We start from the raw sequence: 14596 nt of genomic DNA, 5'->3' as shown, positions 1-14596 counted from the left end.
GGAAACCTGTCGGTAGTCCTTCGCTATTGTGGCGGTGGAATCCGAAGCCAATGGCGGGCAAACCGCCAGGGAGGACGTTCGGTCCGGTGCACATCAGCAGAGTCGCGGAGCACCCGCGACCCGATCATGTGTTGTTCCATTTCAGCGACACCCATTTGATCGCCGGCGACGGCGATTTGTACGGCGACGTCGACGCCGACGTGCGGTTACGCCAGCTGCTCGAGCAGGCCGCGGCCAGCCGGATCCGGCCGACCGCGATCGTGTTCACCGGCGACCTCACCGATCGCGGCGAGCCCGGCGCGTACGACAAACTCAAGGCGCTGGTCGAGCCGTTCGCGCGGAGTTTGCCCGCGCCGATCGTGTGGGTGACCGGAAACCACGACGACCGCGGCACGTTGCGCCGCAAGCTGCTGGGGGAACGACCTTCGGCCGCTCCGCTGGATCGTGTGCACCTGATCGACGGCCTGCGCATCATCGCCCTGGACACCTCGGTGCCGGGGCACCACTACGGCGAGATCACCGACGACCAGCTGGCCTGGCTGCGTTCGGTGCTGGCCGAGCCCGCGCCGTTCGGCACCATCCTGGCGATGCACCACCCGCCCGTCCCGTGCGTGCTCGACCTCGCCGTCACCGTGGAGCTGCGCGATCAGCGCCGGCTGGCCGACGTGCTGGACGGCAGCGACGTGCGCGCGATCCTGGCCGGGCACCTGCACTTCTCCACCAGTGCCACGTTCGCGGGCATCCCGGTTTCGGTGGCGTCGGCCACCTGCTACAGCCAGGACCTGGGCGTGGAGCAGGGCGGCCTGCGCGGTCGCGACGGCGCGCAGGCCTTCAACTACGTGCACATCTACCCGGACACCGTGGTGCACTCGGTGGTGCCGATCGACCGCGGCCCGACGGTGGGGTCACCGTCGAGCGCGGACGAGGCCCGGGCGACGCTCGCGGCGGAGGGCATCGTGATCCCGCCCGCCGCGCGCATCCCGCATGTCATGCGGCGCCGGGCGACGACTCCGGAATCGGATGACGAGACGGTGCGCTGAGCCGTTCCCACGGCGCGGGGTCCGGGAAGTACCGGTTCAGGAATTCCGATACCGCACGCACCCGCTCGGCCTCGCTGATCTCGGGGAAGCTGCCGTCGTTGAGGCAGAAGAAGTCGACATCGCGTCGGCGTTCGATCCCGTCCAGCAGCGCGAGTCCCTGATGGCTCGTGGTGTCGACGTAGCGCATCCGCGCCGTTTCCTGCGGCACCGCGCGCCCGGTGAGCAGCGCGTAGTAGTGGTAGAGCGAGTTGGTCACCGAGATATCGGTGGCCGCGCGGAACCGGCTCGCCCTGGTGCGCGCGAAATCCGCGCCGAACTCCGCTTCCATTTCCAGTAATACGCTGCGGCGCAATGGAACCGGTGTGTGTTCCAGGTGCCGGGTGATCACGTGGCCGAAGCGTGCCGCGAGCAGTTCCCGGTTCACCCGTGCGGCATTCTCGAATCCGCTGCGCCGCTCGTTGTTGCGGCCGGGCCCGATTCTGGTGTCCGCCTCGATGAATCGGCTCACCCCGCCCGCGGTGAAGAACATCGACGGCCGCACCGGGCGCGCGAAGAACATGTCGTCGTTGGAGTACAGGAAGTGCTCGCTGAGCCCCTCGATGTGCTGCAACTGGCATTCCACCGCATGGGAATTGAAGACAGGCAGCGCGCTGGTGTCCGAAAAGTGTTCCAGCGCACGGACAACCGTCACCTTCGGATGGTCGCTCAGCCATTGCGGCACAGCGGAATCGGTGGCGATGAAGATCCGCCGGATCCACGGCGCGTTCTTGTATACCGACCGCAGTGCGTATTTCAGCTCGTCGATCTGGCGGATGCGCGCGTCCGCGTCGTCGCCCTCGCCGACGACGACCTGCGCGAGCAGGCCCGCGCGCCGGGCCCGGAACTCCGGGTCGGAGCCGTCGACCCAGGAGAACACCAGGTCGATGTCGAAATTCACGTCGTCGGCCTGCGCGGCGAACATGTCGACCAGGGTCGGCCAGGCGCGGTCGAACAGCAGCACCTGCGTCTGCTCGACGTCGGCGAGGTCGAAGACGGTGCGGGTCAACGCGTTCGGGCGCGGGCACTCGACCGTGTCACCGTGGTAGTCCCACAGCTCCAGTTCGACGTGATGGGCCGGGTCGCCGTCGCGGCCGAGCCGGAAAACGTTGTGCTGCAACTCGGCACACGCGAAACCGGCGGCCATCGCGGCCGCCGTCACCCGTCGCACCATCAGGTGGTGCGCCGCGTCCGCGGCCAGGATCAGCCGGTGTCCGCGGTCGCGAACCAGCAGGAACGGCACCTCCGCCGCCGCGAGTTCCGAGCGCAGGTAGCCCAAATCCTCGATCATCGCCTCGGATACGACGAGATTGCCCGCCGGCGGCAGGGTCGCCATCTCGAGCGCTCCGGAATTCACTGCCCCCATGTCCATCATCGGTTTTCTCCACTTCTGTCCTGCACTGCCTGAGTTCGATATCTAGGCACCGCGCCGGAGCCGAGCGGCGTCCCCGCCGAAATCGTGACTTCGGCTGGGGGAGTACCGCGCCCGGGCGCGGTCGCATTCAGAAGTGGGGGACCAGGCCGTAGCGCAGGGACGAATTGATCACGCGGTATGTAGACGAGCGGTAAACCATTTCGTTTTCACCTCACTCACGGCAGAACGCAAAGCGTCACAGATGGGTGCGCTGGATCCGTAACGCTGCGGCGAGAAACGACCGAGCGTGCGCACGGGATACAGCACGCTGGGCCGGACAGTCATCGGCCGGCGAAGGGGAAGATGTCCCAGACAACAATGGGAGCTGTACGAATGATGCATCCAAGGTGACATTTCGTCAATCGGGACATCCCGTCCCATCTGCTGCCGTTCCGCTGCCACTGGCCGCCCGCGCTGCCGCAATGTTGCGGCGCGGGCACCGGTTTCGCACGGGCAGCCCGATTTCCGGCGGCTGCCGGGGTGTGGTCACCGTGATCGTCGTCATGCCGGGCCGACTCGGGCGGCGAAGGGCTGGCGACTGTAGACGAGCTTAATTAGGATAGCCTCACCAACCTTAGGGCCTGTGAGAAGGGAGCACACCCGGTGCGCGTCGTCATTCTGTTCGGATCCGAGATGGGCACGGCCGAGGCCGTCGCGGACTGCGTCGCCGACGAACTCTCGTCGTACGACGTGTCCGTCTACGACCTGGCCGAGTTCGCCGTCGAGGATCTCGACGCGCACGATGTCCACCTCATCGTGTGCTCCACCTACGGCGATGGCGATCTGCCGACCGGCGCGGAACCGTTCTTCGACCAGCTCGACGCGAGCGCGCCGGATCTGACCGGGCTGCGTTTCGCGGTGTTCGGCCTCGGCGACAGCGTGTACGGCGACACCTTCAATCGCGGCGGTGAGATCGCCGCGCAGCGGCTGAGCGCGCGCGGCGCGACCCAGTTCGGCGAGCACGCGCGCCACGACGCGTCCACCGATATCCGGGCGAAGGAGATGGCGCGCGCATGGGCCTCCGGGTTAGCGATACCTACCCTCACCTCGGCCTGATAGTCCGCTGAGATCCTCCGGACATCGGGGGCAGCGCCAGCGAGCAAGTGGCCCAGCACTTTAGACTGGCTAGGCAAGCGCGGCACAGCCCGTCGCGCGTGACGATCCATGAGGTGACGAAGATGGCGGCCGGAGCGAGCCCTGCGCAACGTCAAGACCACTCGACAGATCACGCTGATCATCCCGAGTTGGACGTGCTACCCCAGTGGCCGAGAGAAACTATCGCCGTGCTGGTGACCACCGATCCGGCGCCGCACGCGATCCCCGTGTCCTGGCCGGTCCGGGCCGGCGATCGGCGAATTCTGATCAGCCTCAAGTTCGATCGCGGGTCGCTGGCCCGGCTGCGGGAACGCCCGCAGGTGGCGCTGCTGATCCTCGGCGGCGGTAATGTCGCGCTGTGTGCCAGGGGCACCGCGAAGGTGGTCGCGGAGCAGATGCCCGATGCCGCGGACTACGCGGCGGTGCGCATCGACGTCGACGCGATCGACGACCATCGGCAGTCGGCCTTCGAGGTCGACAAGGGCATCCAGCGCAACGTGCTCGATCCGAGCGAACTGCATGCCCTGGAAGGCCGGGTGTCCACGCTGCGTGCCTGGGCGGACCACCAGAACTGAACCGGCCCAACCGGTTCCGGGTATCCACAGTCGAGAACGAAGGCGGTTGAATGAGCGTCACACTGGCGAAGGGCGGCAACGTTTCGCTGTCCAAGCAGGCAGCCAACCTCAGCAAGGTAGCCGTGGGTCTGGGGTGGGATGTGCGCACCACCACCGGTGCGGACTACGACCTGGACGCGAGCGCGCTGGCCACGGGGCAGAATCTGAAGGTGCTGTCCGATCAGCACTTCGTGTTCTACAACAATCTGCGCTCGCCCGAGGGCTCGATCGAGCACACCGGCGACAACCTCACCGGTGCGGGTGAGGGCGACGACGAGGTGATCAACGTCGATCTGAGCGCGACTCCGCCGACCATCACCAATATCTTCTTCCCGGTGTCGATTCACGACGCCGACGCGCGCGGCCAGTCGTTCGGCCAGATCCGCAACGCGTTCATCCGCGTGGTGGACGCGGCGACCGGCATCGAGCTCGCGCGCTACGACCTGACCGAGGACGCCTCGACCGAGACCGCGATGGTCTTCGGTGAGCTGTACCGCCACGGCAACGAGTGGAAGTTCCGCGCCATCGGTCAGGGGTACGCCTCCGGCCTCGCCGGCATCGCCCGCGACTACGGCGTCAATATCTGAGATTGCGCTCGGACCCGGTGCGCGGTGCGGCCTGCCGCGGGCACCGGGTCCGAGCCGTGTCTCAGCTCGGGCTGGTGAGCCGTTCGGTGGCCTCCGGCACCATCTGACGACGGTCGCGCTCGCGCCCGTCGAGCAGCGCGAAATAGCGGCGCAGCATCAGGACCGCGGTGGTGGCCAGGCCCGCGGTGAGGCCCCACCAGACGCCCGCGGCGCCGAGCCCGGCCGGGTAGGCCAGCAGCAGCGCCACCGGCAAGCCCACGCCCCAGTAGCCGATCAGCGAGAGCCGGAAGCCCGCGTTGGTCTCCTTGAGTCCACGCAGTAGCCCGGTGCCGATGTTCTGTGCCGCGTCGAAGAATTGCAGCACGATGCCGATCAGCAGCAGCGTGTGCGCGATCTGCACGGTACTGGTGTCCTCGGAACTCAGGAAAGGCCGCAGCACGAAGTCGGGCGCGATCACGTAGACCGCGCCGGTGAGCACCGCGACGACCGCGACATGACGTAGCGCGAGCCAGGCCAGGGCGCGCGCGTGCGGGTACTCGTCCCGGGTCACGGCGTGGCTGACCAGGATCGAGGCACCATGCGAGACGCCGATGGCGACCTGGAACACGATGTAGATGATCTGGTACACGACGTTGTGCGCGGCCAGGGCCGCCGGTCCGATGCTGCCCATCACCAGGGCGAGCACGGAGAACATGCCCGCTTCCGAGCCGTAGGTGAGCGCGATCGGTGCGCCGAGCTTCAACTCGGCCAGCACGGTCGAGCGGCGCACCGGCCACGGCCGAAGGGGCAGCGTGGCGCCGAGTTTCGCGTCGCGGCGGACCATCGCCCAGAACACGCCGAAGGTGATCAGGAAGACCAGCGACGTGGCCACCCCGATACCGGTGATGCCCAGCTGGGGCAGCCCGGCGCGGCCGTGGATGAAGCCGAGCGCCAGGACCAGGTTCAGCACCACCGAACCGAGGGTCACCAGCAGTAGCGCCTGCGGGCGTTGCATGCCGACCGTGTATTGGCGCAAGGCCTGAAACCACAGGCAGGGCAACAGGCCCGGGGCCAGCGCCACCATCAGGGGCCGGGCGTCCGCGAGCACGCCCGCATCCTGACCGAGCCACTGCAACGCCCAGCCGAGTCCGATCAGCACTGCGCCACCGGCGATTCCGGCGATGGTCGCGATCAGGAAGCTCGACCGCAGCACGTCCCTGATCTCGCGATCGGGGGATTCGCCGCGCTTGCCCGCCGCACTCACCGCGGTCGCGATCTGGTTGCCGCTGGCCGTGATCAGCCCGACGCACATGGTGCGGATCTGGTTGAACAGCGCGAAGGCCAGTCCGCCCGCGGCGACGGCCTGCACGCCGAGCGTGCCCATCAGCGCGATGTTGGTGGTGGACACCGCGATCTGCGCCAGCTGCGTCATCGCGATCGGCGTGGCGAGAGCGGTGAGCCGACGGCTGTCGGCCCGGTAGCCCGACAGCAGCATCACCGCGCCTCGACCAGTTCGGTGCGCCGCGACGCCGGGGTGTAGCGGTGCAGCAGCTGGCGCACTTCGGTTTCGGCGGCGGGATCGAGCAGGTCGCGCTCGGCCATCCAGGCATCGTCGAACACGGTGTCCAGGTACTTCTCGCCGCCGTCGCACACGATGGTGACGACGGTCGAGCCCGCGGGGAACTCCTCGAGCCGGGTGAGCGCGGCGTGCACCGAGCCGCCCGCCGAGCCGCCGATCATCAGGCCCAGCTCGGCCGCGACGGCCCGCGCGGTCGCGAAGGCCGCCACATCGGTGACCTTGACGCCCTCGTCCAACTGCGAATAGTCCACGGCGGTACCGATCGTGGCGCCGGGCGGGGTCCCGGTGCCGGACTGCCAGTACGGGCCGCCCTCGCCGCCGAAGGCGATCGACCCGACCGGCTCGACGCCGATCACGTGGGCGGGACGGCCGAGTTGGCGCAGCCGGGTCGCGGTGCCGAACAGCGAACCGCCGGTGCCCACCGAGGAGAGCAGGATGTCGACCCGCTCGACATCCTCCAGCAATTCTTCGGCGACCGCGTAGTAGCCGACCGCGTTGGCGTCGTTGTTGTGCTGTTCGGTGAAGTACGCGTCCGGCCGCTCGGCCGCCATCGCCTCGGCGAGGTCCTCTCGTGCCGAGGTGGCCAGGTTGTCGTCGCCGTCGTCGGCGACGTACACCAGTTCCGCACCCATTGCTCGCATAGCGCGCAGCTTGTCCTTACATGCGTGATGATCGACCACTGCGGTGAAGCGATACCCACGTTCGGCAGCAACTACCGCGAGACCGAGCCCGGTATTCCCGGATGTCGACTCGATGATATGCCCGCCACTGGCCAGCAACCCGCGACGCTCGGCATCGAGCACCATCTCGCGCGCCATTCTGATCTTCGCCGCACCGGTCGGATTGAACTGTTCGAGTTTGAGCAGCAGCCGGGTGCCGGTCGAGGTCGCCGCCAGTTCGAACAGCGGTGTGCGGCCGATCAGATCCGTCACGCGCGTGACGAGCGGCATGGGATGTTCTCCTCGTTCAGGTCTGGGTAAGGGGGTCAGCCGTCGAGCGTCCAGCGGAACCGGTCGCCGGGCGCGTCGTGCAGCACGACCTTGGGCGGTATCGGCAGGTCGTGAAAGGCGGACTCGTTCGAGTCCATTTGATAACCGGCGGTGTTCGGGTAGATCAACAGATCACCGACCTCGGCGGCGCGCGGCAGCGGAATCCGCCGCCAGCTGAGCATGTCCGAGTCGAGGCAGGTCGCCGCGCCGACGCTGGTCGGCGTCGGCGTGCCGGGCAGCTGCGGCCACAGCACCGGGTCGGGCAGGTATTCGCTGTCGAACCACTGCTCGGACAGGCTGAGGCTGGTGCCGTCGACGGTGAGCAGTCGGTACGGCGCGCCGTCGGTGTACCTGGTCTTGCTGCCCTGCACCCGGAAGACGGTGCAACCGGCATGGGCGAGCAGCGCCCGGCCGGGTTCGACGGCGAGGCGAATCGCGGTGTCCCGCAGTCGTTGCGCGAGCCCGTCGTGCGCCAGGATCGCGGTGAGCATGTCCGCGCCCGGCGCGGGGAAGTGGTACGGGTAGTACGAATCGAACGTCTTGCCCGAGTGGAACCACGAACGGTCGACCCGGTCGCCGAACTCGGCCCACTGCGCCGCCGGGACGTAGTCGACACCGAATCCGCCGCCGATCGACAGCGTGGTGCCGGGATGGCCGAGCGTGCGCGCGTGCAGGCAGCGGGCGATCGTCGCCGTCGCCAGCTCCGCCCGCGCGACCGCGTCGTAGCCGGAGAGGTGAAAGCTGAAGCCCTCCAGCCGCACTGTGCCGCAGCTGTCGAGAACGGCCAGCGCGGCGGTGATTTCGGCGTCGGTCAGGCCGAATCGGCTGGCCGACGCGGGCGGGAGCACGCGCAACAGGATTCGGGCGGGTAGTGCCGAAGTGCCCAGTGCGGCAAGGCGATCGAGCTCACCGAGATCGTCGACGGCGATCAGCGCGCCGTGCCGGGTGGCGAGCCAGAGCAGCTCGTCGGCCTTCGCGGGACCGGTCACCATCAGCTCGTCGCCACGAATGCCCTGTGCCAGTGCGGCTGTCAGCTCACCCACGCTGGCGACGTCCACGCCCGCACCGTGTTCGGCGCAGGCGCGGACCACGGCGGCGGACTTGTTCGCCTTCTTGCCGTAGTAGACGACGCCGTCGACCCCGGCCTGGGTGAACGCCGCGTGGAAGCTCGCGATATTGCGGGCGACGCGCGGCGGATACATGACGTGGAACGGGCCGCCGACGGTAAAGGCGATGTCGCCGAGCAGGTTCGGATCGGCGAGCGCGCGACGCTCCCAGGGGTCCGAGTGCGCGGGCAGCGGTGTCGCGCTGTGCGTCGGCACGACCGTCAATCCCACAGTGGTACCTCCGTGCCCCGGCCCTCCTCGATGGCACGCTCCGCGAGGGCATGCGCGACCGCGATATCGGTGAGCACCAATCCGCTGTTGTAAACGAAGATGCGCTCGTCGTCGGAGCGGCGCCCGACCGCGCGGCGGCTCAAGATCTGTGGCAGTTCGGCGTCCACCGAGCGCAGCTTGCCGTCCGGGCCGACCATGTCGGTTCCGGTCAGGGCCATCTGCTCGGCGCTGGTGGCGACCACCCGATCAGCCTCGATCAGCGTCGAGGGCGCCAGTCCGTAGCCGACCAGCACCACCGTCGAACCCGGTGCCAGATCGGCGGATTCGAGCGCGACCTCGGTGCCGGGGCCCGCGGTGGCCAGCACCACGTCGGCGGTGGCCGCGGCCACCCGCGGATCCTCGACCGTTTCCAGCAGTGCGTGCGGGTAGTACTCGGCGAGGTGCCGGTGCACCGCGTCGAGGCCCTCCGGATGGGTGCCGTACAGCATCAGCTTGCGCAGCTGCGGATTCGCGGCGAGCAAGTGCGGCAACGCGTTTCGCCCCTGTGTTCCGGTACCGATCAGCAACACGCTCTCCGCGCCGCGGCGCACGGTCTCGCGGACCAGCAGCGCCGAGACCGCCGGGGTGCGCAGCGCGCCGACCCGGGAGCAGTCCATCAGCGCGATCGGCGCGCCCGTACTGTCGTCGTAGAGCGTGATGGTGGTGTAGTAGCGCTTGGTGCTGCGGTCGTGTCCCGGATCGAACTTGTAGGACGTCTTCATGGCGACCACCCGGCGGCGGCCGTCGCGGCCGAGCATCGCGTACGACACCGACCAGCCGTCCGGGTTGGCCACGCTCAGCTTGCGTGGATTGTCCGAATCTCCCGCGGCGAACGCGAGATACGCGTCCTCCACCGCGCGCACCACCTCGCCGGGCGTGATCGGCACGCCGGCCAGGTCGCTGCGGCTCAACACCCGTAAGGGTGTGCTGCGGTCACGTGTGTTCAACGGATCCTCGATCATGTGCTGCATCCCGCTCTGTGCCCACCGGGTTCTGCGCCCGGCTTCCGTCCGTACGGGCCGGCTCGCGGCCACCGGACACGAACGCGGGACTGCCTGCTGCTCGGAACGGGGCGACGATCCGTTGCCCATAACCATTCTCGTCGGTCTCTTCGGCCCGGCGCGGCCGTTCCGGCAGGCGGACGTTCACCCGCTTGAGCCACCGGTCGGTGCCGTCGTAACGCGCGGTGAACGGAACCCGGCCGTGCACGGCGACGTCGTTGTCCACCAGCAGCAGCTCACCGGGCGAGAGTGCGGCCGTGACGCAGACCCGCTCCAACTCGGCGGTGAGCCTGGCGTAGGCGGCGCGGAAGGCCGGGTCGGCGTCGTCGAGCGGGGTGTAGGCCGGGTCGTAACGCAGCGTGGTCTCGTCCGGACCCGCGCTGCTCCAGAGCGTGGGCAGCGGCGGGGCCGAATACTGTTCGTGCCCCGTGCCATAGGAGACGTCGGGCAGGATCGGCAGCACCGGTGCGCTGAGCAGTCGCCGCTGCGCCGCACTGAGTTCGACCCGCCGCACCGAGGACACCGTGGTGCCCACCAGGTCCGGATTGCGCAGGCACCCGAGCATCAGCAGGTTGGCCCGCCCCGGGTGGAAGGCGTCCTCGGAATGCGGGCTGAGCAGCGTCTTGCTGCTCGCACCCGACTGCTCGTGCTCGTGACCGGGGGAGGGCAGGATGTTGTTGACCAGCCGCCCGCCCTGCTGGCCGTGCCAGCCGAACGGCTCGCCCGCGGCCCGGGCCAGCAGCAGCATCGCGAGATCGAGTTCGAAGGAGTGCGCGCGCCGCGCTGCCGAACCGCTCCACTCCGCGGCCTCGCGCCAGCTCGGCGGCGTGGGGCCGAGTTCGTCGTCGGTCAGGGGCAGCCTGCTCACGATGGTCGCGCCCGCGGCCGTCGCGGGCGGTCGCATGGCCTGTCGAACCTCGGTGGGTAACTCGCCGACCCGCGCGTCGATCTGCGCGATGAGCGCCGGATCGGTCAGCGTGCGGGCCGTCGCGGCGGGACTGGTGCGGGCCGCGTCGAGTGTGGTAGATATCTCTCGCGCAAGCTCGCGCACCGCACGCCCGGCGGCGGCGGGGAACTCGCGGCGTTCGATATCCTGCGGGTGAAGCGTCTTACGTTCGGAGAGAACGCCTTTCACCGAGGGAATCCCTTCTTCGCATCGTTGAAAAGAGCAGAACTGACGTCGCCCTGCGAAGCTAGCCGCTCGCACTCCGTTAAGCAAGGCTTACCTAAGCGAGTTGTAGAAAGATAGCAAAAGTCTATGACTCCGTGGGGAGATTGCGTTTGCTGATTCGAAGCCGGTGAGCGATCGGCCGATTCGCTGCCACTGCGGCCGGGTATCGATGAGGGGTGGCAACGTTTAGGCTAGCCTGTCCTCGCCTGCGTCCGCACTTCGTGCTGGGCCGCGGGGATCACGAGGAAGAAGGCAGCGCAATGGGATTGAACCGTAGGCAGCTGATCAGGTCGGGGCTTGGGGTGGGCGCGGTATTGCTGGTCGCCGCGTGCTCGGACGATCGTGGCGGAACCGGATCCGTGCAGCGTGGCGGCACCCTGCGGGTCGGTGCCCTGGGTACCGCGGCGCAGCTGCAGCGCGACCCGCACGCCAACCTCAGCAACGACAGCGACTTCCTCATCACCGCCCTGGTGTACGACGCGCTGACCGTGCCGGGCGGCGATCCGAATGTGTTGCCCCGGTTGGCCACCAGGTGGGAATCCGACGCGGAACGCCGTCGCTGGACGTTCACTATCGCCGAGGGCGCCACCTTCCATGACGGCACACCGGTCACCGCCGACGACGTGGTGTGGTCCTTGCAACGGCTGCGCACGGTCGGCGGCGCCTCGAAAATGCCTGTCGCCGTGGCGGATATCACTGCCGACGGACCGAACCGGGTGGTGCTCGCCGTACCCGAGCCGAACACCCAGCTGCCGCTGCTGGTCCGGCTGATGACCTTCACGGTCAAGAAGGACACCACCGACTTCACCAAAGCCGTTGGCACCGGGCCGTTCCGGCTGGAGTCCTACCAGAACGGCAACGCCCGCCTGGTGCGCAACGAGCACTGGCACGGCCCCGCGCCGCTGCTCGACGCCATCGAGGTCACCATGTTCGAAAGCGTGACGGCGCTGGGCAATGCCGTGCTCGGCGGTCAGATCGATCTCGCGTCCAATGTCGGTGCGATCGCGGGCCGGACCGCCGAGGGCCGCGGTGACCTGACCGTGGTGCGACGCGCGAACGACACCATGCTCGGCGTGGCGATGCGCTGCTCGGACGGTCCGTTCGCCGACGCCCGGGTGCGGACCGCGCTGCGACTCGGCGTGGACCGCAATGCCCTGGTGACACAGGTGCATTCGGGCTACGGCACGGTCGCCAACGACATTCTCGGCACCGCCGACCCGGTGTACGACAAGTCCATCGCGCAGCGCGGCCGCGACATCGAACGGGCGAAGACGCTGCTGCGCGAGGCCGCGTTCGATACCGGCCGTACCTATCCGCTGGTGACCAAGGCCGAGGCACCCGGTGAAGTGGAGTCGGCGAAGGTGATCGCGACCCAGCTGGCCGAGATCGGCGTCCGCCTCGACGTGGTCACGCAGGAGTCGAATGCCTTCTACGATCAGACCTGGCTGAAGGCGCCGCTGTACACCGTGTCCTGGGGTACCAACGATTCCGCATTGTTCTTCGCGAAGCAGCTGATGTCCAGCGGTTCCAATCGCAACGAAACCGACTTCAAGGACGCCGCATTCGATGCCGCCACCGCGAAAGCCTTGGCCGCGCCGAGTGACTCGGAGTACACGCAGGCCAGCCGCGAACTCCAGCAGATCGAGTACGACCGCGGTGGCTACCTGGTGTGGGGGATGGCCGACGGCATCGATATCGCCTCCGCCCGGGTCAACGGCCTGCCCACGCTCGGCGGATACGCCCGGGTCCAGCTGGAACGAGCCTGGCTGGCGGGATGATGGCGTTCGCCCGGCTGTTCGTGCGCCGGATCGTCCTGCTGATCGCGCTGCTCGCCACGGTTTTCGTGGTGGTCGACCTGCTGCCCGGCAATACGGCGCGGGCGGTGCTCGGCCGGGACGCGACACCGGAGCTGGTCGCGGCGAAGGAACACGAACTGGGACTGGATCGGCCGCTGCCCGCCCGGTTCTGGGACTGGATCGCCGGTGTCGCCACCGGCGATTTCGGCCACACCGCGCGCGGCCGCTCGATCAACGAGCTGCTCGCCGACAAGTTTCCGCCGACGTTGCTGCTCGGCGGACTCGCGCTGGTGGCCACGGTGCTCGTGTCGCTGCTGCTCGGCGCGTGGTGGGCGACGCGGCAGAGCGCTGCGCTGAACCCGTTGCGCCCGAGCGGGTCCGCGGCCGGCCCCAGGGCGGCGACCGATACCCGGGAGCGGCCCGGAGATGCCGGGTCGATCCGCGGCGGCGGTGGGCTGCTCGGCCGGTGCGCTGTGTTGCTTCGGCACTGCGCCGAGCTGGTACGGCGGGTCTTCGCACGAGCACTGCAACCCGCCACCACGACGGCCGCCGCGATACCGGAATTCGTCCTCGCGACACTGTTGATCCTGATCTTCGCGCTGGCCCTCGGCTGGTTGCCGGCCGTGACCGTCACGGGGCGGTCCGGATTTCCGGTGCGGGCCGACATGCTGGTGCTGCCGGTGCTCGCACTGGCCGTCCCGCAGATCGGCTGGAACACCCGGGTCGTGCGGGCCGCGCTGGTCGAGGCCGCGCGCGCACCGCACGTGGAAAGCGCGGTGCTGGACGGGATCGGCACCCGGGCGGTGCTGCTGCGCCATGTGCTGCCGTTCGCCCTGCCGACGATCGTGGCGAGTTTCGCGACCACCGTCGGCATGGTGCTCGGCGGCGCGCTGGTGGTCGAGACCATCTTCAACTACCCGGGGCTCGGCGCGGTGCTCGCCGGCTCGGTCGCCGACCGGGACGTGTCGACGGTCGCCGCGGTGGTGGCGTTGTCCGGGGTGGTCATCATGTGCGTGCTCGCGGTGGCCGACGGGATCCGCGCGTGGTCGTTGCGGGGGAGCCGATGAAAGAGACGTCCACAGCGGGGATTTCCGCCGCCCGCGGCAGTCGCCGGGCGAAGCTGCTGCGGCTGCTGACCGTGCTGCCCGCCGTGCTGGTGTCGATGCTCGCGGTGCTGGGTCCGGCGTTCGCGCCGCATGGCGCGCAAACACCGGTCGGTATTCCGTTCGGCGATCCGGCCGGGGATGCCTGGCTCGGTACCGATCGGCTCGGCCGCGACGTGCTGAGTCAATTGCTCTATGGCGGTTGGGGTCTGCTGCTGCTCTCGGTGCTGATCGCGGTGGCCGTGACCGCGCTGTCGTGTGTGCTCGGCACGCTCGCGGCGCTGCGCCCGCGTATCGGGACACTGATCGAAGGCGCGACCGATTTCGCCATGCTGCTGCCCGCCGTGCTCGGCATCCTGCTGGTGTTGACCTCCTGGCCGGATGCGGGTGCCTACGGCCTGCTCGTCGTCGCACTCCTGTTCGGCACGCCCTACTGCGCGCGGGTTTTCGCCGCGGCCGCGGCGGGTGTGGCTGCCTCCGGTTATGTCGAAGCCGCACAGGTCAGCGGAGAGACACTGTCGCACTTGGTCTTCCGGGAGGCGATCCCCAACCTGCGCGAGGTGATCGCGGCTCAGCTCGGCCTGCGTTTCGTGGCCGCCGTCTACCTCGTCAGCACCGCCTCCTTCCTGCAACTCCCGACGACGCTCGGCGCGAGCAACTGGGCGGTGATGGTGCGCGAGAACGCCGCCGGGATGCTGCTGAACCCGTGGTCTGTCCTCGCGCCGAGCCTCGCGATCGCCGTGGTCGCGGTGAGCGTGAACCTCGCCGTCTCGACCTTCGGGAAAGGCCAGGACGCATGAGCGCCGGTCGCGTGCC

General features: G+C 68.8%; 13 protein-coding genes. 7 read left to right on the top strand and 6 right to left on the bottom strand.

Annotated elements, in window-relative coordinates; genetic code table 11:
- Positions 1–86 precede the first annotated feature (86 nt).
- Positions 87–1040: a phosphodiesterase gene (locus tag NVU01S_RS23570; protein ID WP_175068913.1), complete on the top strand. Its 954-nt coding sequence runs from the start codon at positions 87–89 to the stop codon at positions 1038–1040.
- Here the strand turns inward: NVU01S_RS23570 and NVU01S_RS23565 are convergent.
- The gene (locus tag NVU01S_RS23565; protein ID WP_373864211.1) at positions 988–2442 is read right to left on the bottom strand and encodes a stealth family protein; all 1455 of its coding nucleotides are present in this window, start codon (positions 2440–2442) and stop codon (positions 988–990) included. The genes NVU01S_RS23570 and NVU01S_RS23565 overlap by 53 nt on opposite strands.
- Positions 2443–3093: 651 nt before the next feature.
- Between NVU01S_RS23565 and NVU01S_RS23560 the strand changes: the two genes are divergently transcribed.
- The 3 genes from NVU01S_RS23560 (at position 3094) to NVU01S_RS23550 (ending at position 4786) form a co-directional block, all read left to right on the top strand.
- Positions 3094–3546 carry a flavodoxin domain-containing protein gene (locus NVU01S_RS23560; RefSeq protein WP_043671741.1) on the top strand — a complete coding sequence of 151 codons (453 nt, stop codon included), beginning with the start codon at positions 3094–3096 and terminating at the stop codon, positions 3544–3546.
- A 227-nt stretch (positions 3547–3773) separates the two neighbouring features.
- A complete protein-coding gene (locus NVU01S_RS23555; RefSeq protein WP_226887165.1) occupies positions 3774–4160 on the top strand; it encodes a hypothetical protein in 387 nt (128 codons plus the stop codon).
- 50 nt (positions 4161–4210) lie between these two features.
- Entirely contained in the window at positions 4211–4786 is a 576-nt protein-coding gene (locus NVU01S_RS23550; protein ID WP_043671738.1) for a TerD family protein, read from the top strand.
- A gap of 61 nt (positions 4787–4847) precedes the next feature.
- Here NVU01S_RS23550 and NVU01S_RS23545 read toward each other — a convergent pair whose 3' ends face one another.
- From NVU01S_RS23545 to NVU01S_RS23525, 5 genes are read right to left on the bottom strand one after another with little or no spacing between them, the layout of a single operon-like run.
- Positions 4848–6260, bottom strand: a complete 1413-nt coding sequence (locus tag NVU01S_RS23545) for an MATE family efflux transporter (RefSeq protein WP_043671735.1) — start codon at positions 6258–6260, stop codon at positions 4848–4850.
- Positions 6260–7294: a PLP-dependent cysteine synthase family protein gene (locus NVU01S_RS23540; protein ID WP_043671732.1), complete on the bottom strand. Its 1035-nt coding sequence runs from the start codon at positions 7292–7294 to the stop codon at positions 6260–6262. Before NVU01S_RS23540 ends, NVU01S_RS23545 begins: the two co-directional genes overlap by 1 nt.
- 35 nt (positions 7295–7329) lie before the next feature.
- A complete protein-coding gene (locus NVU01S_RS23535) occupies positions 7330–8670 on the bottom strand; it encodes an alanine racemase (protein WP_052280680.1) in 1341 nt (446 codons plus the stop codon).
- Positions 8661–9671 (bottom strand): ornithine cyclodeaminase family protein, encoded by a 1011-nt coding sequence (locus tag NVU01S_RS23530; protein ID WP_175068912.1) that lies wholly within the window; start codon positions 9669–9671, stop codon positions 8661–8663. Before NVU01S_RS23530 ends, NVU01S_RS23535 begins: the two co-directional genes overlap by 10 nt.
- Positions 9643–10845: a TauD/TfdA family dioxygenase gene (locus tag NVU01S_RS23525; protein WP_052280679.1), complete on the bottom strand. Its 1203-nt coding sequence runs from the start codon at positions 10843–10845 to the stop codon at positions 9643–9645. Before NVU01S_RS23525 ends, NVU01S_RS23530 begins: the two co-directional genes overlap by 29 nt.
- Before the next feature lie 296 nt (positions 10846–11141).
- Between NVU01S_RS23525 and NVU01S_RS23520 the strand changes: the two genes are divergently transcribed.
- The 3 genes from NVU01S_RS23520 to NVU01S_RS23510 are packed head-to-tail and all read left to right on the top strand — an operon-like array spanning position 11142 to position 14580.
- A complete protein-coding gene (locus NVU01S_RS23520) occupies positions 11142–12659 on the top strand; it encodes an ABC transporter substrate-binding protein (RefSeq protein ID WP_043671725.1) in 1518 nt (505 codons plus the stop codon).
- Complete coding sequence (locus tag NVU01S_RS23515) at positions 12659–13744, top strand: ABC transporter permease (RefSeq protein WP_043671722.1); 1086 nt, start codon at positions 12659–12661, stop codon at positions 13742–13744. Before NVU01S_RS23520 ends, NVU01S_RS23515 begins: the two co-directional genes overlap by 1 nt.
- A complete protein-coding gene (locus NVU01S_RS23510; RefSeq protein WP_043671719.1) occupies positions 13741–14580 on the top strand; it encodes an ABC transporter permease in 840 nt (279 codons plus the stop codon). Before NVU01S_RS23515 ends, NVU01S_RS23510 begins: the two co-directional genes overlap by 4 nt.
- Positions 14581–14596 lie beyond the last annotated feature (16 nt).

The sequence above is a fragment of the Nocardia vulneris genome (assembly GCF_001613425.1).
GTDB lineage: Bacteria > Actinomycetota > Actinomycetes > Mycobacteriales > Mycobacteriaceae > Nocardia > Nocardia vulneris.
Note: the sequence above shows the minus strand (reverse complement) of the source record. Positions and strands in the feature narration are given on the sequence as shown.